Source organism: Nonomuraea sp. NPDC047529 (assembly GCF_040642995.1).
Lineage (GTDB): Bacteria > Actinomycetota > Actinomycetes > Streptosporangiales > Streptosporangiaceae > Nonomuraea.
This window is the reverse complement of sequence record NZ_JBEYTJ010000072.1, coordinates 1-21,015: the sequence shown is the minus strand read 5'-3', so window position 1 is coordinate 21,015 and position 21,015 is coordinate 1. Positions and strand designations below refer to the sequence as shown.

At 68.8% G+C, this 21,015-nt stretch carries 20 protein-coding genes; 14 read left to right on the top strand and 6 right to left on the bottom strand.

The features are described from left to right. Positions 1–291 (top strand): RICIN domain-containing protein (locus ABZ815_RS51245; RefSeq protein ID WP_357710428.1); only part of this gene is annotated, 291 nt, incomplete at its 5' end. Positions 292–613: 322 nt separating this feature from the next. On the opposite strand, the gene ABZ815_RS51240 is transcribed toward ABZ815_RS51245, so the two are convergent. Further along, positions 614–1,249 carry a hypothetical protein gene (locus tag ABZ815_RS51240; protein ID WP_357710425.1) on the bottom strand — a complete coding sequence of 212 codons (636 nt, stop codon included), beginning with the start codon at positions 1,247–1,249 and terminating at the stop codon, positions 614–616. Between the two features lie 1,134 nt (positions 1,250–2,383). Next, entirely contained in the window at positions 2,384–2,995 is a 612-nt protein-coding gene (locus ABZ815_RS51235; protein ID WP_357710422.1) for an SAM-dependent methyltransferase, read from the bottom strand. Between the two features lie 342 nt (positions 2,996–3,337). Between ABZ815_RS51235 and ABZ815_RS51230 the strand changes: the two genes are divergently transcribed. From ABZ815_RS51230 to ABZ815_RS51195, 8 genes are all read left to right on the top strand, one after another. Beyond that, positions 3,338–3,997: a glycosyltransferase family 2 protein gene (locus ABZ815_RS51230; RefSeq protein ID WP_357710419.1), complete on the top strand. Its 660-nt coding sequence runs from the start codon at positions 3,338–3,340 to the stop codon at positions 3,995–3,997. A 1-nt stretch (position 3,998) separates the two neighbouring features. Continuing rightward, a complete protein-coding gene (locus ABZ815_RS51225) occupies positions 3,999–4,652 on the top strand; it encodes a TIGR04282 family arsenosugar biosynthesis glycosyltransferase (protein WP_357710417.1) in 654 nt (217 codons plus the stop codon). After that, positions 4,649–5,659: an NAD-dependent epimerase/dehydratase family protein gene (locus ABZ815_RS51220; protein ID WP_357710414.1), complete on the top strand. Its 1,011-nt coding sequence runs from the start codon at positions 4,649–4,651 to the stop codon at positions 5,657–5,659. The genes ABZ815_RS51225 and ABZ815_RS51220 overlap by 4 nt, the downstream gene beginning before the upstream one ends. Beyond that, the gene (locus ABZ815_RS51215; RefSeq protein ID WP_357710412.1) at positions 5,656–7,128 is read left to right on the top strand and encodes a glycosyltransferase family 87 protein; all 1,473 of its coding nucleotides are present in this window, start codon (positions 5,656–5,658) and stop codon (positions 7,126–7,128) included. The genes ABZ815_RS51220 and ABZ815_RS51215 overlap by 4 nt, the downstream gene beginning before the upstream one ends. 187 nt (positions 7,129–7,315) lie before the next feature. Beyond that, the gene (locus ABZ815_RS51210) at positions 7,316–7,540 is read left to right on the top strand and encodes a hypothetical protein (RefSeq protein WP_357710410.1); all 225 of its coding nucleotides are present in this window, start codon (positions 7,316–7,318) and stop codon (positions 7,538–7,540) included. Between the two features lie 376 nt (positions 7,541–7,916). Then, on the top strand, positions 7,917–8,096 hold the full coding sequence (locus ABZ815_RS51205; protein ID WP_357710408.1) for a hypothetical protein: 180 nt from the start codon (positions 7,917–7,919) through the stop codon (positions 8,094–8,096). Between the two features lie 30 nt (positions 8,097–8,126). After that, complete coding sequence (locus tag ABZ815_RS51200) at positions 8,127–10,019, top strand: CocE/NonD family hydrolase (protein ID WP_357710406.1); 1,893 nt, start codon at positions 8,127–8,129, stop codon at positions 10,017–10,019. Between the two features lie 1,250 nt (positions 10,020–11,269). After that, the gene (locus ABZ815_RS51195) at positions 11,270–11,701 is read left to right on the top strand and encodes a nuclear transport factor 2 family protein (protein WP_357710404.1); all 432 of its coding nucleotides are present in this window, start codon (positions 11,270–11,272) and stop codon (positions 11,699–11,701) included. 530 nt (positions 11,702–12,231) lie between these two features. Here the strand turns inward: ABZ815_RS51195 and ABZ815_RS51190 are convergent. From ABZ815_RS51190 to ABZ815_RS51180, 3 genes are all read right to left on the bottom strand, one after another. Beyond that, entirely contained in the window at positions 12,232–12,477 is a 246-nt protein-coding gene (locus ABZ815_RS51190) for a hypothetical protein (protein ID WP_357710401.1), read from the bottom strand. 176 nt (positions 12,478–12,653) lie between these two features. After that, positions 12,654–12,887: a hypothetical protein gene (locus ABZ815_RS51185; protein WP_357710398.1), complete on the bottom strand. Its 234-nt coding sequence runs from the start codon at positions 12,885–12,887 to the stop codon at positions 12,654–12,656. After that, positions 12,872–14,665: a S41 family peptidase gene (locus ABZ815_RS51180; protein ID WP_357710395.1), complete on the bottom strand. Its 1,794-nt coding sequence runs from the start codon at positions 14,663–14,665 to the stop codon at positions 12,872–12,874. Before ABZ815_RS51180 ends, ABZ815_RS51185 begins: the two co-directional genes overlap by 16 nt. A 197-nt stretch (positions 14,666–14,862) precedes the next feature. Between ABZ815_RS51180 and ABZ815_RS51175 the strand changes: the two genes are divergently transcribed. The 5 genes from ABZ815_RS51175 (at position 14,863) to ABZ815_RS51155 (ending at position 18,744) form a co-directional block, all read left to right on the top strand. After that, on the top strand, positions 14,863–16,101 hold the full coding sequence (locus ABZ815_RS51175; protein WP_357710392.1) for a sensor histidine kinase: 1,239 nt from the start codon (positions 14,863–14,865) through the stop codon (positions 16,099–16,101). Then, positions 16,098–16,781 carry a response regulator transcription factor gene (locus ABZ815_RS51170; protein WP_357710389.1) on the top strand — a complete coding sequence of 228 codons (684 nt, stop codon included), beginning with the start codon at positions 16,098–16,100 and terminating at the stop codon, positions 16,779–16,781. Before ABZ815_RS51175 ends, ABZ815_RS51170 begins: the two co-directional genes overlap by 4 nt. Before the next feature lie 261 nt (positions 16,782–17,042). Continuing rightward, positions 17,043–17,288 carry a hypothetical protein gene (locus ABZ815_RS51165; protein WP_357710386.1) on the top strand — a complete coding sequence of 82 codons (246 nt, stop codon included), beginning with the start codon at positions 17,043–17,045 and terminating at the stop codon, positions 17,286–17,288. 249 nt (positions 17,289–17,537) lie between these two features. Next, positions 17,538–18,347: an alpha/beta hydrolase gene (locus tag ABZ815_RS51160; protein WP_357710384.1), complete on the top strand. Its 810-nt coding sequence runs from the start codon at positions 17,538–17,540 to the stop codon at positions 18,345–18,347. Between the two features lie 151 nt (positions 18,348–18,498). Then, the gene (locus ABZ815_RS51155; RefSeq protein ID WP_357710381.1) at positions 18,499–18,744 is read left to right on the top strand and encodes a hypothetical protein; all 246 of its coding nucleotides are present in this window, start codon (positions 18,499–18,501) and stop codon (positions 18,742–18,744) included. A gap of 1,247 nt (positions 18,745–19,991) precedes the next feature. Here ABZ815_RS51155 and ABZ815_RS51150 read toward each other — a convergent pair. Continuing rightward, on the bottom strand, positions 19,992–20,585 hold the full coding sequence (locus ABZ815_RS51150) for a DUF6461 domain-containing protein (RefSeq protein WP_357710378.1): 594 nt from the start codon (positions 20,583–20,585) through the stop codon (positions 19,992–19,994). Positions 20,586–21,015 lie beyond the last annotated feature (430 nt).

Here is a 21,015-nt window from a genome sequence, read left to right as displayed (position 1 = left end):
TACGTCCGCATCGTGGTCAAGCATTCGGGCAAGGTGCTGGCCGTCGAGAACGCCAGCCTCAATCAGGGTGCCAGCGTGAACCAGTACGACACCGGTACTCAGGACAACGAGAAGTTCGAGCTGCGCGACGCCGGCGACGGCTACGTCCGCATCGTGGTCAAGCATTCGGGCAAGGTGCTGGCCGTCGAGAACGCCAGCCTCAATCAGGGTGCCAGCGTGAACCAGTACGACACCGGCACCCAGGACAACGAGAAGTTCCGGCTGGAGCCTATCAGCGACGGTAACTGGTAGCTCACAAGGTTGAGCACGTCCGTGCCGTCCGTGCGTTGGGCGGCCGGGCGTACCTGACAGCTGCTGGAGCCAGCTCACTCCTGCCGTCGCCGGCCAGATACAGTGCGCGCGCCTGACACGCCGGATCTTCGCAGGCGACCTCGGTGTCGCTCAGCCGCAACCACATCCGCACGGTCACGTGGCGCGACGGGCCGGCGTTCACGGTGGGCGTCGTGTCCGGCTCGCAGGGGGGGTCCCAGCCGCAGCATCCCGGATGAGCTCCTCAACGGCCTGTCCGCTCAGCTGGGCCCGCATCGCGACCTGAGTCGAAGTCTCGGGGACGTCAGCGAAGTCTCGCGGACGCCAATGGCACCGGCGTCTCCTGACCTGGCCAGGAACCACGTAACACCACGTCCGCGAGCTCGACGCCGACGTCGAGTCGACGGACGACGGCCAGCTCGATCGTGTCTGTCACGATCACCGTCGGGTCGTCCTCGGTGACGCGCTCGATCTCTCCCACCGCTGGCATCACCACTGCCTCACCACCACCACCACCACCGACGACGCTCATATCAGGCTCGCGACGCACCAGACGGCCGTCGACCTGCACGAGTTTCTCGGCCTGGCCCGTGCCACCGATGATCGCACCCGCCAGCGCCGCGGCGTAGACAGGATCACCGACCGCGTCATAAACCCAGCGCATACCCAGCACCGAGTGCTCGGAGGTGCCCAGCAGCCACGCGTCGCCACCGGGCAACGGCGCCTCCCGGTAGGTGAGCGGCATCTGATGAACCGGGCCGTCACCGACCCGTACCAATATCGTCTCCATGCCGACCGCGCCGGCCGGGTCATCGAACCGGAAGGAGGCAATCTGCAGCGTCTCCCCAGCCGACCCGGTGTACCAGGGGCGTCCGGGCAACCAGTCGCTCAGCAGCTCAAGCTTCGTAGGCCGAAGCGTTGCCTGGTAGAGCAGTGCCATGGGGCCATCGTAGCGTGATCGAAGAATTCGCAATCGGGAGAATCTCCGCCGCGACCGGTCCGCCGACGGGGAGCAGCATGCGGTTTGGTGGCCCCACGTCGTTGCGGAAGATGCCCGCCGGTCCGCTCCCTGGAGAGATACGTCCGGCCCGGCGTCGACGCCGTCGCCGACCACGTCGCTCGCCGAGAGCAGAATCGGCACACATATCCAGGCTTCGTGGTGGTCGCGATCGCAGTGGCTGACCAGACCAAGCCCGGCCTCTGATGGCAGCCCAACCGGAATCGCGAGCTCGGCCGAACACCCGGGCACGCCGTCGGTGCAACCTGCCTTCACGTCCGGTTCGCGTGCCTTTTTTCGGGACGGCAAGCCCCAGCGCATCGACCTCACACGCCCGCACGAAGATCTGATCAAGGAGTGGTTCCGCCGCCAGGTGCTCTGGTCCGAGCCCGGCCGGTTCCTGCCCAACCCCGGGGACGTCGCCGCTGGTGGCCTTGTCGTGCTCCCTCTGCTCCTCGAGAGTCATCGCGTCGTACATGGCTCAGTAGGCCATCGGTGGAGGGGGCGTTCCAGGCATCTGTACCTCCGGAGCTCCATGCCGGTCCTCTGACGATGACTCTTCGTATCCCGCTGCACCACTACCTCAAGAGGGGTGATGGAGATACTTCTTCTTCCTCCCGACGAACGGGATGCTCGGTGCAGGAGGGCGTTCGACGTGCGGAAACAGCTACTCTCGTGTTCTGGGGGTCAAGGGGTCGCAGGTTCAAATCCTGTCGTCCCGACCAGGTTTTCACCGGTCGGTAAGGGTGTCACTCGAGAGGGTGGCCCCCTTTCGCATTGCTTGCGCCCCCTCCACGGCAACGACTTTGCGCATGGTTCCGCGAACACGGACGCGAAGCCAGACGTCGGACCGGTGTAGGGGCCGGTTACCGTCCGAGTCGCTCTACTCGAGAAGAGCGATCTGCCACCTCGGTGGGCACGGAGGCGGAGTAGAGGCGGAGTTCCGGCGCAAGGTGCTGGACCTGCTCGAAGCGGGCCGCGTGGCCACCGAGCCGGCGGGTTGGCCTGATGCCCCGAGATGCCTACACCCCGTGCAGGACCTTCCCGCCCGGCGAGGCTGGGCCCGCGAAGGGTAGGTCATGAGAGGGATGCGAACCATCGCCCCGCCGCGTTCCAGCGTTCGACGGTGGGGAACCCGGATCGTCTGGCTAGGGGGCCGACATCGTCGATCGAGACAGTTGCCCAGGTGAACCAGTCGCCCGTGCGCCCGGCCTGGCGCAGCCGTAGGGTGTGAACCCCGCTCTGTGAACCCGGTGGCGAGAGTTCGGCGATCACTTTTCCTTCCGGCCTGACCAGCTCGCGCAGGCGCCGCAGGAGGACTGCCGGGTCGCCACCGATGCCGATGTTGCCGTCGACCAGGAGCGCCTCGGCCCACCACCCGGTTCCCGGAAGGGGGTCGAAGATGCACTTGCGCAGCGCCAGGCCGCCCGCGCGGCGGGTCAGCTCCACGGCCAGAGGTGTGATGTCGATGCCCAGAGAGGGAATCCCCATCCGGGTAAGCGCCACAGTCAATCTTCCTGGCCCCGAACCGACATCGAGAGTGGGTCCGCCGCATCGGGCCAGAATGTGCTCGTCGCCCTCGTTGTACCGGAGCCAGCGCATGGCGGAGAGTGGCTGCATTCGGCCGTCGGCGTATTCGATTTCTACGCTTTCGCCGTTGAGAGAATCCTCGTAGAAAGCGCCGATCACGCGACTCTGCCACAGCGGCCGGTGATGGGAAAAGGGGCTGCTGGAATGTTGCCGCGACTCCCGTTGATCATGTCGCGACATTACCTCGGCAAGTCGGTGCCGATTCTTACGAAGCTGTTATGGGCGCGGAGCCGTAACGGCCTTGCAAAAACACGTCCTGCGCGCCTTGAGCGAAAAGTCAAGGTCTGGTGCATGCCTTCCGAGGGCGCAGGACACATCGGCCATATCGTGCGACTGGCTGCCCTGGGAACCGTATCTTCGGGGACCCGAACCGGTCATTTCTCGGAATGACGTCATACTTTCGTAAGGGAAGGGGCGCTGATCCCGCGTTAGCGTCCACCTATGGAGATCGACGTGGTGCTGCCCTGCCTGAATGAGGAGGCAGCCCTGCCCTGGGTGCTCGGGCGGATGCCGCCCGGCTTCCGCCCGATCGTGGTCGACAACGGTTCGACCGACGGATCCGCGAGGGTCGCGGCGGAGTTCGGCGCGATGGTGGTGACAGAGCCTCGGCCCGGATTCGGCGCTGCGTGCCACGCGGGGCTGACGGCCGCGACGGCGGACGTGGTGTGCTTCATGGACGCCGACGCGTCCCTCGATCCCGGGCAGTTGCCGCGCGTCACCGGGCCGGTCCTGGCGGGTGAGGCCGATCTGGTGCTCGGTCGCCGTGTCCTTGGGCGGGGCGCCTCCTGGCCGGTGCACGCCCGGCTCGGCAACGCCGTGCTGGCTCGGAAGCTGCGCCGCCGTACCGGTGCCGACCTGCACGATCTGGGGCCGATGCGGGCGTGCGGACGGGCCGCCCTGCTGTCCTTGGAACTGGCGGACCGCCGGTTCGGCTACCCCCTGGAGATGGTGCTTCGCGCCGGCGCGACCCACTGGCGGATCGCCGAGGTCGAGGTGGACTATCTGGCCCGTACGGGGAGGTCGAAGGTGACAGGTACGGTGCGCGGCACGCTCCGGGCGATCGGTGACATGCGCCGGGTCATGGCCGACAGGACGATATGACGTGAGGTCACACCATGTCGAGAGTGCGCAACTCCTGGTGATCGCCAAGGAGCCCGTACCGGGAAGGGTGAAGACCCGCCTGACCCCGCCCTGTACTCCGCGTGAGGCCGCGGCACTGGCCGCCGCCGCGCTGGAGGACACGTTGCGGGAGGTTGCCCGGGCCCCGGTGACCCGCCGCGTGATCGCTCTCGACGGGGCTCCTGGGGCGTGGCTGCCCGCCGGGTTCACGGTCGTTCCGCAGCGCGGCGACGGCCTGGACGAACGGCTCGCCGCCGCCTTTGACGACGCCCACCGGGCGTCGCCCATCCCGACCGTGCTCATCGGCATGGATACCCCGCAGGTGTCCGCCGGCCTGCTGGCTGGTGCCGTGTCGCTGCTCGGCGCCCATGACGCGGTGTTCGGCCCCGCGACGGACGGTGGGTTCTGGCTTCTCGGGTTGCGTGCCCCCGACCCCGATCTGCTGCTCGGCGTGCCGATGTCCGAGCCGACCACAGGAGAGATCCAGTTGAACAGACTGAGAGAGGCAGGGCTGAGTGTCGCTCGCATGCCCTGCCTGACCGATGTGGACACCATGGCGGACGCCGTCGAGGTGGCGGCCCTGGCTCCCCACTCCCGCTTCGCCGCCGCGCTCGCCGGAACGGCGGTGTTGTCATGATCGACGGCGAGGCGAAGGTACTGGTCACCGGCGCGGCCGGATTCATCGGGAGTCATGTGACGGAGGCACTGGAAGCGGCCGGACATGAGGTGGTCCGCCTCGACCTCAGGAGCGGCGAAGATGTGCGCGACGCCGCCGCGCTCGACCGGTCGATGGCAGGGGTCGACGTCGTCGTGCACCAAGCGGCCAAGGTCGGGCTCGGCGTGAACGTGGCCGACCTGCCGGACTACGCCTCGGTCAACGTGTACGGCACGGCCGTGCTGCTGGCCGCGATGGCCAGGCATGAGGTCGGGCGGTTGGTGCTGGCCTCCTCGATGGTGGTCTACGGCGAGGGCGCCTACGACTGTCCGAGACACGGCCGGGTACGGCCCGCGCCGCGATCCGCCGCCGCTTTGGCACGCGGTCTTTTCGAGCCCCGTTGCCTTCGGTGTGACTCGGAGGTGGTCTGCGCCACCATCAACGAGGACGCGCCGGCCGATCCGCGCAACGGGTACGCCACCAGCAAGCTGGCGCAGGAGCATCTGGCCGCCAACTGGGCGCGCGAGACCGGCGGCACGGTCGTCGCGTTGCGGTACCACAATGTGTACGGGCCCGGGATGCCTCGGGACACGCCGTACTCTGGGGTGGCGGCGATCTTCCGGTCCGCGTTGGAGGCCGGTCGAGCTCCTCGGGTGTTCGAGGATGGCGGGCAGTTGCGGGATTTCGTCCACGTCCGCGATGTCGCTCGTGCGAACGTTGCCGCGCTCTTCGGCGGCCGGCCGGGGCTACTGGCCGCGTACAACATCGCCAGTGGGGAGCCGCGCACCGTCGGTGACATGGCGCGGGCGCTGGCCACGCACCACGGCGGGCCGGAGCCGGTGACGACGGGGGAGTACCGGCTCGGCGACGTCCGGCACATCGTGGCCGCACCGCACAAGGCGGCTGCGGAGCTCGGATTCCGCGCCCGGGTCGGTTTCGACGAGGGGATGAAGGAGTTCGCCACCGCGCCCCTGGCCCGTCCGGCGTGAACTGCCGCGCGGCGGGAACGGCCGTCCTGCTGCTCGCCCTTGTCGGCACGCTCGTGCCGGCGATCGGAGAGGAAGCCGTTTCAGCGGATCGCCACGGCCTGTTCTGGCCCTACGCGCTCGCGTGGGCGATCTTCTACGCGGCGGTGTGGGCCGTGCGCGGGCTGCCGAGGCGTCAGGCGATGTCCCTGGTGATCGTCGGGGGGATCGCCGTAACCGTCACCGGCCTCCTCTCTCCCCCCGCGACCAGCACCGACTCCTACCGCTACGCCTGGGATGGACGGGTGCAGGCCGCGGGCGTCTCGCCCTACGATCACGCTCCGGCCGAGGCGGAGCTGGTGCCGCTGCGCGATTCCTGGCTCTTCCCGCGCGGTGCCGGCTGCGAGGGACCCGATCGATACCCGCTGCCATCAGCGGACCCGATGACGTGGTGCACGCGGATCAACCGCCCCGCCGTGCACACGATCTATCCGCCCCTGGCGGAGGCGTACTTCCTTCTGGTGCACGGGCTCTCGCCTGAGGAGGCACGGCACAAACCGCTGCAGATCGGTGGTGCGCTCCTGGCGCTCGCGACCTCGGCCGTGCTGCTGATCGCGCTCAGCAACCGGGCCGGCACCCGAGACGCCGCTCCGGCGTATACCGCCTGCTACGCGTGGTGTCCCGCCGTCCCGCTCGAACTGGTGAACAACGCCCACGTCGACGCGCTCGGCGTCCTGCTCGCGGTCATCGCCCTGACCACCGCGAACAGGTACAGGGTGCTCGGCGGCGCGCTGTTCGGCGCGGCGACCGCTGTCAAGCTGCTGCCCGCCGTCACCGTCCCCGGAGCGCTCTCCGGGCTCCTCGCGTCAGGCGGAAGGACGCCGAAGCGCCGGGTGGTCGATGCCCTGGCCGTCGTCGGCCCCGCCGCACTCGTCGTGGCGCTCGCCTACCTGCCGTACGTGCTCGTCTCGCGCGGGTCGGTACTCGGATTCCTCTTCGGTTACCTGACTGAGGAAGGGTACGACGATGCCGGCAGCAGGGACCGGTACGCGTTGCTGCGGCTGGTCCTTCCCGACTCGTGGGCGTTCCACGCGGCCCTCGTCATCCTCGGGATTGTGATCTTCCATGTGCTCCGACACGGTGACGCGGATCGGCCGTGGCGAGGCGCCCTGGTGCTGACCGGGGTGGGGTTCCTCGTGTTCACGCCCGGCTATTCCTGGTACGCCGTACTGGTCGTCGCGCTGGTCGCCCTCGACGGTCGGTGGGAGTGGCTCGGCGTCCCGCTGGCGAGTGGCGCGGCCTACATGGGCACCGGCGCCGGCTTCGGGACCATCGCCTACGCCCTCGCCGCGCTGATGGTGACCGCCGGATTCGTCGCACGCGCGGTCCGTCCTCCGAACGGCAGCGCGTACAACTCCCTGAGACTGCGAAGAGCGGCCGGACATTGCCGAACGGGTGCCGGGACGTGGCTTTGGAAGGACCGTTTTCGGTGAGGAGACCGACAGCCGACATTGGATTTCAGGGGGCTCGGTGCCGGATGCGTCGCATGGGCGCGATCGTAGAGTCAAGCCCGACAAGAAGAGCCGCCTGGCCGCGCGCCTCAGGAGGTGGAGCCGGCCGCCCGGGCCGTTCCGGCCAGAATTTCGGCGCAGCCCGCTACGCGGTCCCTGGCTGACCTCGGTGCTCGGATTGATCCTGCTAGCTGGAATCACCATCGTCGCGATCATCGGGCTGATGTCGTACGCCGCTTACGAGCCGAGACCACCGGGCAACGACACGACCCCCGGCAGGGGGCTGCTGGGCTTCTCCCTGTTCGACTGGCCCACGGACCCGGTCTGGTTGTACCGGGTCCCCCAGGGCGCGCACGTCATCGGCGGGCTGACACTGGTGCCGATCCGGAGCTGACGAGCGAATCTTGCGACGTGAGGTCAGGGGCGTGGCCGTGCCATGCCCGGCCTTGAGCTCGCCCAGCGCCTAACAAGATCGGGGCGAGGCATGGCATACATGGCTGTCGCTATTGCAGGGGGCTTCCCCCATAAACGTGGACGCCGTGGGGTGTTCAGCAATTGCAGCCCGCGGTCGAAGTCTTGTCGGTCTGGCGCGGCCCGTCCTGCCTCCATGGGCGGCAGGCTCACGAGCAACGATCAGGCCGCTGGCCCCACTCTGTGCACGCGGCTTCCGTAGCTATTCGGTGTTGCTGAGTACCGGTAGCCAGTGCTACTTTGTACCGGTAGTAAGCACTACTGAGTAGCGGAAGTGCGGAGTTTCCCTGGGCGAGGAGGTGACGGAGATGCTCAAGGGCGTGCTGAAGGGCGTCGTCCTGGCGATCCGGCCCGGCCGGCCCACGTACGGCCACGAGATCACGGCGTGGCTCCGGGACCAGGGCTTCTCCGACATCGCCGACGGCGCCGAGACAGGCTTGTCGCCGCCCGCCTCCGAGTGCTTCGACGGCTACCGCTGATCCCGCGTAACCATCCTCGAAGGAGACCGCATGTCAAACCCCCAATGGCGAGGGGTCCTCGCCGCAGTCGCGCTTGCGCTCCCGCTCGTAGTGGCCGCTGCCCCCGTCGCGTCCGCGACGGCGAAGCCGGAGATCAAGGTCTCCGGCGGGCTCACGCAGCCGGTCTTCTCCTATCAGGACGCCATCCGCGAGCACGTCCGGGTGCAGTCACCGGTCGACAGTGACGGGGACGGCAAGAAGGATCTGGTCCGGGTGGACATCATCCGGCCGAAGGAGTCCGGTTCCGCGCTGAAGGTCCCGGTGATCATGCATGAAAGCCCATATTACGACGTGCCGGGCGTCGGCTACGAGATCGAACACAAGAAGTATGACGCGAACGGGAACGTGACGAAGTTCCCGATGTATTGGGACAACTATTTCGTGCCGCGCGGATACGCGTTCGTGTCGGTCGACATGATCGGCACCAGGCTGTCCGATGGTTGCCCGACCACTTACGGTGCTTCCGACGTGCTGGGCGGCAAGGCGGTCGTTGACTGGCTGAACGGCCGGGCGATCGCCTATGACGACAAGGGCGATCCGGTCGAAGCCGCCTGGACCACCGGACGCACCGGGATGATCGGCCATTCCTATGAGGGAGCGCTCGGTGTCGGCGTGGCCGGCACCGGCGTGCCGGGGCTGGCGACGATCGTGAACATTTCGGGTTACACCAGCGGATACGAGACATCGCGCAACAACGGCACCGTCACCTGGTACAAGGGTGGGCAGGAGGAGCTGGCCCAGCGGGTCGACCTCGATCCGGATGAGAAATGCGCGGCGGTGCACCAGCGCCTGCGCGAGGGCTCGGACGACGCCACCGGCAACTACAACGCCTACTGGGACGAGCGCAACTACCGGACCGGGCCGATCTCGAAGGCGCGCAACGTCCGCGCCAGCGTCTTCTCGGTGATGGGCATGCAGGACCGCAACGTCGTGGGCAGCCAGTTCTCCGAGTGGTGGGCCAAGCTGCCCCGCGCCGTGGAGCGCAAGGCGTGGGTGACCCAGTACGGGCACCTCGATCCGTTCTGGGCCCGCCGCGACGTGTGGCTCACCACCCTGAACAAGTGGTTCGACCACGAGCTGATGGGCGTCCCCAACGACATCATGCGTCAGCCGCGCGCCGACGTGCAGCTCGGCCCGGGCCGATGGGTCACCCAGGCCGACTGGCCTGCGTCGACGCGCACGATGACTCTGCGGCCGCAGCATGACGGTTCCCTGGGCCGTAAGCCCTCGACCGGCTCCGGCAGCTATCTCGACACCGCCCAGACCGAGATCGCGATGGCCGGCGATCCCGCCGCCGCCAACCCCAACCGGCTGGCCTTCCAGACCCCGCCGCTGGAGAACGCGACGCGGCTGTCGGGGACACCATCGGTGAGCCTGCGTCTCAAGCTGGACAAACCGACCGCCAACCTGGGCGTGCTCCTCGTCGACTACGGCACCGACACCCGCATCAACTACCGCGAACGCACCGCGACGTCCGCGGAAGGCCTCAAGTTTCTCGGCGGTGAAGACTGCGTCGGCCAGAGCACGGCCGATGACGACGGCTGTTACCTCAGGGCCGGCGACAACACGGCGACCTCCGGCTTCCACGTGGTCACCCGCGGCATCCTGGACGCGCAGAACCACAAGTCGCTCAGCCGCCAGGAGCCGCTGACCCCAGGCAAGTCGTACCAGATCACCTGGAAGACGCTGCCGCTGGACTACGAGTTCAAGGCCGGACACCGGCTGGGCCTGGTGCTGACCGGCGCAAACGACGACTTCAACCTCGACGTAACCGGCAACGGCAGCGGGGACGATGCCGAACCCGGCACCGGGGCCAAGGTCACCGTCGACCTGGCCGGTACATCGATCTCGCTGCCGCTGGTCACCGGCACGTCCACCGAGTAACACCTAGCTAGTACTGCGTCCATCAAAGGGGGTAGGCGAACCGTCGGCGTAGCGGTGGCGGTGCGGTCGCTGAACTCCCGGCCGAACAGCCAGATGGCGATCAGCCCGTAAATGCCCAGGCTGCCGACCGCGACGGCTTGGGCGAGCAGGGCGAGGTAGCCGGGCCAGTCGGCGGTGGCGCCCGACAGCTGGGCCTCGCCGCCGAGCAGGCCGAACGCCCGGGCGCGGACGGGGTCGGCCAGGATGAACATGAACATCCCGCACACCAGCGCGGCGATGGTGAAGGCCGGCGCGGTGATCCAGGGCAGACGGCTGCGCCGTACCTTCAGGAGCTCGGCCCACAGTGCCTCACGCATGTCCGTTTCCCTCTTCGGTCATCTGCGTGACCACCGTCACCGACACGCTCACGAGGTATCCGCGACCCTCGACCACGTGGCACACGGGGACGCCTCGGCCTGGGGGCGTTCCGGCCGCGTCCGGACACCACACGAGACGGCTGAGCCCGCTCAGCCCAGATGATCGGCCTGCCGCCACGCAGTCCGGCCGTCTTGGACGCCCTTCGCTCGCCTCATTTCCGCCGGAACCGCGAGATGGCGATCGCACAGAGTGTGACGACGGTCAGGAGCACCAGCCCGCCGACCAACGGCGCGTCGCGGGGATAGTGAGGCAGGTGCGCCTGCAGTGCGAGAGGGGCGACAGGGACTGTGCCGACGCCCCGGAGGGACACACCTCGGCGGCAGCGACATCCCGAAATGATGACCATCACAACCTCTTGACTCGTCATGACGGCAAGGGGCCGTAACGGCGTCATGCCCGGCCTGACCATCTTCATGCCCGTCGCCGGGACGGTACGGTCACTGGCTCCGGCCTACTTTTGGTGCTGACTCAACCTTCGCGGCGAGAGGACATTTCGGGAGTGTGAGAACAACGGTTCAACTCCTGATCAAGGAGAACGCTCGCCCAGCCGAACAGCATGCCGAACGCCGTCCAGAAGACCGACTGGGGGCCGATCGCGGCAAGCCGGAACTCCTATGGCAGCGTGGCGGAACCCTTCGGGCGCCCCGTTGACCGTCGGCAGCAGCCACCACGCGGCGACGGCGGGTATGAGGAAGGCGACCACATGCCGGAGCGCGTCCGACGGAAACGCCGAGAATTCTACCGTGTCGAGTAAGCAGATTTAGCAAGCGTTGGCAAGTCGACCGCATATCGGTAGTTACGTTGGGCATCGAGCGATGGGAGGATCTGGTGCCATGAATGTTGCCCGCGAGATACGTGACCGATATACGGCCGCGTTCAACGCTCACGACATGGAGGCGCTACTTCGCACCTTTAGCCCGACTGGGGTCTCCATCAGCCCTGAAGGAGTGTCTCAGGGGCATGCCGAGCTGGCCTCCTATCTGGAGGAGTTCTGGGCGGCATTCCCCGACGTCCAGGCGGTGATCATGGAGTCCTTCGAAAGTGAATCCACAACCGTAGACGAGCTCCTTATGGTAGGCACACATAGGGGGCCGTATGTCACGGCCGACGGACAGGTGGTTTCCGCGACGGGTCGCGCCATCCGGTTGCGATGCTGTTATGTCTGCACAGTGGAAGACGGGCTCATGGCGAGTTTGCGCCTGTATTTTGATCAATTGGAGCTGCTCGCCCAGCTCTCCTGCTCCGTGACTTTGCCTGGTGCTTAGCGGATTGTTTGATTCGATGATCGCACGGCATGCTGCGGTCCCGGGTGACTTTCAGGCTGGGCTTGGCTCGCGGGACGAGGGTGGCCTGCATGATGAGCACGGTGCCCGATGAGGGCGGTGGCGTGGACGGTCTTCCACGCCTTCGACGCCGTGACGGCGCTTGGTCGGCGATCCGGAGCGGCGGCGTCGACGGCAACATCGCCTCCGAGGCCATCTCGAGAAGATGTGGCTACGGACAATGGCCATCAGGCCCACCTGGATCGACACCTCCCCATGCAGCGCCCGGATCCTGGTCGTGGAGACCACGCTCACCGTCCAGTCGATCTTCCCGGCGGCGTCCGTCCGCCTCTGCAACGCGGTCAGGATCTTGGCCCAGGCGCCATCACGTCACCAGCGGCGGAACCGGCCGTACTCGGTGGACCAAGGTGTGTACAACGCGGGGACGTCCCGCCACGGCGCATCCGTCCGCATCCGCCACTGGCCGGCGATGTCGGCGAGAGTTGCGCCGCCATGGCCGGCGCCGCTGTCAGTCATGGGGACACGGCGTGTAGGTCCTTGGCCCCGTCGTGCCACTCGATGTCTGACCTGCGCAGCACGCGCAGTGCGATCCAGCCGTGGCCAGCCAGGTGCAGCAGGGCGCCGGTGGACTGCACGACGGACGCCTGCGCCATGGTGACGAACGGCACGACGGTGCCCGCGAGCGCGGCGACCGGCCCCCACCAGGGCGCGACCTTGACCGCGGCCGGCGTGAACCGCCTCACCGATGGACCCGCCACCGGCGACCTCCATGTGAGCCGCGGCCTGCTCGCCCGGTCGCGGCCCCTCGGCCGGGCCGATGCGGCCGCTCTCCTCGTCCGCCCCGAGCCGCACCACGGTCAACGTCGGCGGCTGAACCACGACCCCGTCCGGTGCCGCTGAAGACCGGGACCACGTGACAGGGGACCCGCGAAGATCACGTTGAGGCTGGCTGTTCGGCCAGGCGGCTCATCTCCAAGGCAGCACGGTAGTCGGGCAGCGTGATGGAGTCGGCCTTCTGGGCCGCCTTCGCCATCAGGCCCCGCAGAGGGCGGGAGGTCATAATCTTGACCGACAGGTCGCGCATCCGGATGGCCAGGCGGCTCTGGGGCAGGAAGCCGCTCACCCCGTCCGGCGGCAGCTTCTGGCATTCGGTCACGTACGGGCGCATCCTCTCCTCGTAGCGGACGAAAGCCGGATCGTGCTCGCCCCGGGCCGAGGCCAGTTCGCCGGCCAGCACGTACGCACCGACCATCGCCATGGCGGTGCCATTGCCGGAGAGCGGGGAGCCGCAGTAGGCGGCGTCGCCGAGCAGGGCGACGTGGCCGCAGGAGTAGTGCGGCAGGTGGACCTGGCTGATCGTGTCGAAGAAGAAGTCGTTCGCGTGGGCATGGCGGCCAGGAGCTGTGGAGTGTGCCAGCCCATGTCGGAGAAGCGATCGGTGAGGATCTGCTGCTGTTGGGCGCGGTTGTGGCGGTCGTAGACGAGGTGAGCCGCCAGGTAGGACAGGGCCTTGGCGAAGGCGGCGTCGTGGTCGCCGGCCAGTTCCTCGTCGCTGAGGACGCCGGGAACGGACAGATGCGGAGGGATGCCGGTCACGTCGAAGGACGTCCCGTCCCGGGTCAGGAAACGCTCGTTGGGCAGCGCGAAGCTCCACCCGTTGGGCAGCTTCCGCCACAGGAAGTCGGAGAAGGCCCCTTGGGTGTTCTCCCCGATGCGCTCGGGCCGGGGCGTCCGTCCCGTCATGGCCTGGGTGAAGGTCTCGCCTGCGCTGATGGTCAGGCTGCTGGTGAGCATGGCGACCGGGCCCGTGTACACCGGGGCGGACGCCGGCCTCACCGGCACGGGCTGGGGGCGGGTGAACCCGGACGGGTCGCCGGGGCTGTTGCGGGCCTGCTTGGCGTAGGCCAGGTACGGCCTGCCGGTGAGCCTGGAGGCCAGCCGCAGGCCGAGCGCGTCGTAGCCGCCCAGGTTGATCCGGACATCGAGGATGAGACCCCGCAGCCGGTCGGGCCCCGAGGTGCGGGACGCGGTGAAGATCTCGTCGAGCGCCCGGTCCAGCTCGGCTGCATTGGGTTCGAAGCCGCCGTCGGCGTAGCCGTCGAACGCTCCCAGCCGCAGATAGCCCAGCCCGCCGGGGAGGTCGGCGTACCCGATCACGCCTCGTCCCCACTGTTTCAGGGGTTGGTGGGTCGCGTTCGTCTCGATGAACTTCTGGACCCGTGCGTTGAAGGCCAGGAAGGCCGGTATCCCGTCCAGCTGTCGGGTGCCCGGCCGCAACGGCCTGGCGAACTGCCTGCCGCCGGCGAGGAGGGCGGTGTGCGCGTCGCCGAGTTCCTTGAGGATGTCGCGCAGGACGGCGAACAGCTCCTCGTCCCCGGTGTTCGAACTGACCTTGGGACGGTACCGGTCCCGTACGGCTCGCCAGTCGACGCCCTTGGTGGCGAAGAAGGGGTAGTTCTCGGCGAAGGTCGTCCAGAAGACGTCGAACACCCTCACCGGGTCGCCGGACGTGGGGGTGGAACAGGCCCCGGGCAGGCGGGGCAGCCTCCGCAGGCCGATGGCGCCGACGCTGCCCGGATACCGCAGCCGCGCCCGGCCGGACCCCCGCGTCTGGACGATGATCCGCCGGCCGCCTGCCCGGGCCGTGAAGGACGCCGAGTCGCGCGTCGCCGCTGTCTGTTCCGCCGACAGCACGCCCGGCAGGCAGCTGATCGCCGTCGTGTCGTGGGTGGTGAGCCTTCCCTGGCCGATGCTGACGACGGTGCCGTAACCGTCGGCCTGCCAGAGTCCGTCCAGCGGTTGCCGCCGTGCGGCGGCGTCGGCGGGCGGCGCGGCGGCCTGTCCCGCCACGACGATGCCCAGCGCGGCCAGTACGGCGGCCAGCCGCCGGGACGTCCGTCCGCGCTTCATGTCCCTGTTGTCGTTCAGGGTGTTCACAGTGTTCATAGTGTTCACAGTGTTCACAGTGTCGTTCACGGGATCCGACGCTAGGCAAGGCCCCCGGCCGGGCACATCACACCACGGAGCCGTCCGGACCCGTCATACCTTCGGGCCAACCGGCCCGCGCGTCATACCCAGGTCGGAGACCCAAGGTCAGCTGCAGGGCCGATCCCTTCACGAAGGCCGACGGCTACGGTGATGGCATGTCGCGCGCCTTCACCCCGGCCCCGGCCGGAACCGCGGTTGTGCCCGCGCTCCGGTTCGGGAGAGTGCGGGCCGTCGCGCCCTGGGTGATCGCCGGCTTCATGTTCGCCATGAACGTGGGCATGCTCGCCACCGTCTACGACGCTCCGGTCGAGCTGACGGTGGCGCTCGCGGCGGCCTGCGCGGCTCCGGTGACGTTCTGCCGGCGCCGGCCGGTCACCGCCTGGCTGCTGATCTACATCGGGATGCTGGTCACGCCGCCGCTGGTCTCGCCGCCGCCGGAGAACAACCCGTGGCCGTGGCTGCCGATGCCGGTGGTCGCCTATCTGATCGTGCTGTTCGCGCTGGCGCAGCACCGGCCGCGATGGATGCTGGCGGCGGTGTGGGCGCTGTCCCTGCTCGGCGCGCTGGCAGACGTGTCCCTGGTGCCCATGTCGTCCACGAGCCCGGCCGTGGCGCTGCAGCTGGTGGCGGCCGTCGTGCCGGTGCCGCTGATCGTCGGCGACAACTTGCGCTGGCGCCGCCTGGCCCAGGCGCGGGTCGCCGAGCAGGAGCAGGTCAGCGCGGCCGAGCGGGCCCGGCGCGAGCTGCTGGAGGAACGGACCGCAATCGCCAGGGAGATGCACGACGTGGTGGCGCACCACATGTCGGTGATCGCCGTCCAGGCCGCCAGCGCGGCGCGCAGGCTCGGCGGGGTGCCGGCCGACGCCGAGCGGGAGTTCGACTCCATCGGCGCGGCGGCGCGGCAGTCACTGGCCGAGATGCGGCGCCTGCTGGGCGTGCTGCGCAGCGACGACGCGATGCCGCCGCGTGCCCCGCTGCCCGGCCTCGACCAGCTGAGTGTGCTGGCGGACAGCGCCAGGCGGGCCGGGACACCCGTCGAGCTGACGGTGCGGGGCCTGCCCGCGCACGTGCCGCCGGGGACGGAGCTGCCGGTCTACCGGATCGTGCAGGAGGCGCTCAGCAACGTGATCCGGCACGCGCCGGGAGCCGCCACGGCCGTGGCGGTCACCGGGAACGGGACTGGGCTGCGGGTCGTGGTGGAGAACGCGCCGCCCGCGGGCGCGGCCCGCGGGCTCGCCGAGCCCGCAGGCACCGGTCACGGGCTGGCCGGGATGCGCGAACGTGCCGCCATGACGGGCGGCGTGCTGCTGACCGGGCCGACGCCACGGGGCGGGTTCCGGGTCGAGCTGACGTTGCCCCTGGTGCGGGCGGGAGACGAGGAGGAACACGCGTGACGATCCGGGTGCTCGTCGCCGATGACCACGCGATGGTCCGGGCGGGCTTCGGCGCCCTGCTGGCCGCCGAACACGACATCGAGGTCGTCGGCGACGCGGCCGACGGCGAGCAGGCGGTGGCCGAGGCGAGGCGACTGCGGCCTGACGTCGTCCTCATGGACGTCCGCATGCCCGGCATGGACGGACTGCGGGCGGCCCGGCTGCTCCTGGCGCCGCCCGGCGGGCAGTACCGGCCGCGCGTGGTGATGCTCACCACCTTCGACCTGGACGACTACGTCTACGAGGCGCTGCGCGCGGGTGCCAGCGGATTCCTGCTGAAGGAGGCGCCGCCCGCCGACCTGGTCTCGGCGGTGCGGGTGGTGGCGGCCGGGGACGCCTTGCTGGCCCCCTCGGTGACCCGGCGTCTCATCGAGGAGATCGCCCGGTGCAGGCCCGCCCTGCCCGGCGCCGCTCCCCGGGTGCGGTCGCTGACCGAGCGGGAGTCCGAGGTGCTCCTCCACGTGGCCCGTGGCCTGTCCAACGCCGAGATCGCCGCAGCCCTGGTCGTCGCCGAGCAGACCGTCAAAACACACATCGGCCGCATCCTGACCAAACTCGATCTGCGCGACCGCGCCCAGGCGATCGTCTTCGCCTACGAAAGCGGCCTCGTCGTCCCCCGCTCCGACCTCCCCGCCCGCTGACCAGCCTCCGGAGAAGGCCCTCCAAGGCCGTGGTCGTCGCCTTCGCGATCACTGTGCCCTTGCTCGCCCCGGCGTGGTCTCCTCCCAGGCTGTGCCAGGACAGACCCACGGTGTTCGGCGGGAACTGGCGGAGAACTTCACGCCGGTTGATGCCGAGGTGGCCTGGGCCCGCGGCCGCACGCAGGATGAGCATCATCTGCTGATGCTGTGGTGTGGCTGAAGTCCTATCAACGGCTGGGGTAGTTTCCGAAGATCGGCGAGGTGCCGACGGCCGTGGCCGGGCATGTGCGTGAAGCGCTGGGGCTGGCTGAGGAGGTGGAGCTGCGGCAGGCGGCTGCTAGGACGGCCAGCCGGCATCGGGCGTTCGTCCGCCAGCGCATGAGGGTGTCGTATGAGGCATCGCGGGTGCGGCGGGTCGCTGAGGAGGCGATCCGCAAGGCCGTGCAGTCCAAGGACAACCTGGCTGCCGGCATTCCGCTCCCGAAGATGTCCCCCGCCGCCAGGTAGCGGAGTGAGAGATAGGCGACACGATCGTGAGTATGACGAGGTGTTCGGCATCGTGGCCTCGCCTGCCTGCGGGCATGCAGTGCTGGCTGATCGATCCTGCCCCGCGCTGGAAGGGCGATGTCGTCCTCATTTGTCGATGACAGCGCCCCCCTCCGGGGACTACGACGATGGTGGCGGGGCTGTCGGTCTTCAACTCCGCGGGAACATTTGTCCAAGACTGATAGTCGACCGCCCGTGCACAGTCTCCGCATGAGTGAGTACGACATTGAGCACTCCCATGGGATGCACGTGGTCCATGACGGCCCGCGGCAGGCGCCGCCGTTGTTGCTCATCCACGGATCGGGGGCCTCGGGCGGCTTCTGGAGCCCGATGGTCCCGGCACTGGCCGCCCACCATCACCTCATCCGGGTCGACCTGCCGGGTTGCGGCAAGTCCCCGCCCGCGCCGTCGTACGACGTGCCCGCACAGGCGGGTCAGGTGGCGGCGCTGCTGGACGACCTCGGCCTTCGTCACGTCGCCGTGGCCGGGCACTCCAGCGGCGGCTACGTCGCCACCGCGCTCGCTGAGCAACGTCCCGACCTCGTGGGTTCGCTCGCACTGATCAGTAGCGGCCCGAGCCCGGACGCGCTCCTTCGGCAGCCGTTCATCCTTCGACTCCTGCTGGCCCCGCCTTTGGGCCCGCTCCTGTGGCCGAGGCGTTCGGACGCGATGATCCGCAAGGGGATCAGCGCGACGGCGGCTCGCCCGGTGGACCTCCCGGACGACGTGGTCGCCGACGTACGGGACATCACCTACCGCGCGATGAGGACGGTGCTGCGCCAGAACACCGCCTACATCGCCGAACGGAGCGTGCCCGAGCGTCTGGCCGCCCTCCAGGTCCCCGTACAGGTGATCTTCGGCGCTGCCGACCCTCGTTGGGAGCCGTCGTCGGCGCACCAGTACGACGCGGTCCCGAACGCACGGGTCGAGCTGCTGCCCGGCGTCGGGCACCTCCCCATGGTGGAAGCGCCCGAGACGACCAGCAAACTGCTGCTGAGCTTCACGACAACGGGCCGCTGACAGCCCGCCCGTGATCCCTGAGGCCAAGACTGGCCATGTGTTGCCGACCAGGACGCCACCTGACCGGGCGTGGGTCGACGTCGCAGTCCCACGCCCGTCGGTTCGGCTGCCGGGGGTCAGCATGGCCGGGTTCCGCCATCCTGCCCCGGCCTTGGTGGACATCGCCATGGTCGCGTACCCGTCCGTCACCCTGCTCGTCGATCTGAGCGAGGGAGAAGGCGTCATCTACGAAACCCATGGCCGGCACGAGCGTGGCAGTGTCGTCCTCGGGCTTCTCTCCGGTGATCTCCGGGCGGCTGGTCGGGGAGCCGGCCAGCGGCTCCAGATCCGGCTGGAGCCGGTCGCGGCGGCTGCGTTGTTCGGCGCATCGACCGAGCTCCAGGATGGCTTGACCTGAAAGCAGTTACCGGGCAACGCCACCTGCGGAAACGTCCCCGCCGACGTCGTCGCGAGGGGCGAGCGCCGGACTCATACCCGAACGCCCGAACCGAAACTCGCGGCTGGGCACCGCAGCCGTCACCCACTGTGGCCTGCTGCGACGCTCTACTCTGAGGCTCGTTGCACGGACCCGAGCGGAGGGCCTCGACCACCGTCGGGCGGCCGCCGGTGCGGCGGTGTAGCGGTTGGCCTGCACCGAGGGGTCAGGAGCGAGGGTGAGGGTGTCACGGCTGGTGAAGGTGCCGGCAGCGGGCTGGTACCAGCGGGCGTGCATGTTGACCTTCCCGCTGTCGGGGTCGGTGTACTCGCCCTGGCGTACTTGGCCTGGACGGCCCCGCCGGAGCTGATTGCGGCCACGTCATTGCCGATCCCCGCGTAGGCGAAGGTCTGCTTGGAGGCACCCTTGATCCGCGAGGTGACGCGGTCGAAGGCGTCGAAGGTGTATGAGGTGGTTGCGGCGTCCTTGGTCCGGGTGGCCAAGGTGCCGCGCGGGGTGTAGGTGTAGTCGCTGCCGTCGCCGGAGACCAGGCGGTTGCGCGGTTGCGCTCGTCGTAGGTGAAGGTCTTGTCGCCGGCCTTGGTCCGGTTTCCGGCTGCGTCCCGCATCGCCCACCTGGTCTACCTCGACGCGATGGTCCCGGAGGACGGCGAGAGCACGGTGGACGTGCAACCCGTCACCCAGGCCCTCATCGACCGCGCCGCGCAGCCCGGGACCGGCTGGCGGATCCCGCCGATGCCCGAGCTGCCGCCGCCCCTGGGCCTGTTCGGGCGTCGCGGGCGTACCCGAGGGCATCACGCGGCGGCCCGTTCCGGCGACGCAGCCCAACGGCAGCCCGGCACAGGTGTGGGAGCTGCCGACGGGGCACGACTGCATGATCACCATGCCGGACGAGCTCACCGAACTGCCGCTCAAGCTCGCGTGACCCGGTGGCCTGGGTCGGACCGGGATCCAGTTGCCGTGGAAGTTCGTGGGGGGTGCACCGTGCGTTCGCCGCCGCCGGTGAGGTTGTAGTCGTAGATCTCCGACCGCTTGGGCTCGGCGTCCGGGGAGAAGCTCGTCGTGCAGCCGTGACGGTGGGGCAGCCCGAGCCCCGAGTCGGCCACCCGGGGATATTCGCTGGGCGCGTCGTCGCCCGCCTAACGCAGGTCAAGGCCTTGGGCCTAGTTTTGACACCCTTCGCAAACCGGGGACGCGTCAGTGCTGAGGTCAGAACAGGTAGAGGCTGTGGGTGCGGTCCAGCCACCCAGCGTCGATCTCCCGCCCGGTGAGGCGACCTGCCAGCCGGAGAGCTGATGTCACGCTTACCTCGACCGTGGTGGGATCTTCGTTGAAGATGTCCGCTGGTTCGTCCAGTTGGAAGTGCAGGTCTCGCATGAGCGGGTCGAGCGCGGTGGGGTCGGCCCCGGCCCGCTCGCTCGGCCAGACGAGGTTGAGTCTGACCACCGTGATGCCGTCGACGGCCCAGTCCAGACGATGACCGCTGGCGCATTGAATGTTCAGCAGGCGTGTTCCTCGCGACGCCTCCTGGATCCAGGAGAAGTCATTCGGAAACCAGTCGAACATGAAGGCCTGCACCCATCCGCCGGCAGCGCCGGCCCACATGCCGGCACGCCCGCCACCGAGGCCCGCCATATCGTCCAGGCCGCACCGGTACGCACTGGCCGGATCGGCGCCGAGCCGCCGGGCCAGCTCGTTGCCACCCATTCCTTCGGCCCACACGATGTGGAAACCCGGATACTCGGCCTCACCGTCGAACCCTCGGGTGGCCAGCAGGTCGTAGAGGTCGGTGGGTTCTGGCATGTGATATCTCCGCGATCAGGGGGAGCAGGCGGCCGAAGCGGCCGCCTGCTCCCCGCATTTCATTCGGTGTACATCGGGCACGTATCCGTGCCACCAGTGGCGATTTATCTGGGAGGCTGACCCAGAACTTACTCGTCCGGTTCACGCGGTAACGCGTAGAAGAACCATAAGTCTCGCCCTGCCATTGAATTGTGTGACGTTGTCACCGGACGTACCCGAGGCATTGTTGTCAAGGATCCACTTCAGGTTGACGTACTCCCATCTTCCGGGCCTTCCCTCGTGGACTTGATGGAGGGTGGACAGCGCCGGCACGCCGGCATCGCCCCCTCGGCGGAGGCGGCGTGTGCCGTACTACAGTCGGGCACGCCTTCACCCTCGCGGCTGCTGAACCACGAGGCCCACGGCGGCGGCTCCGGTCCGTCGCCTTCTT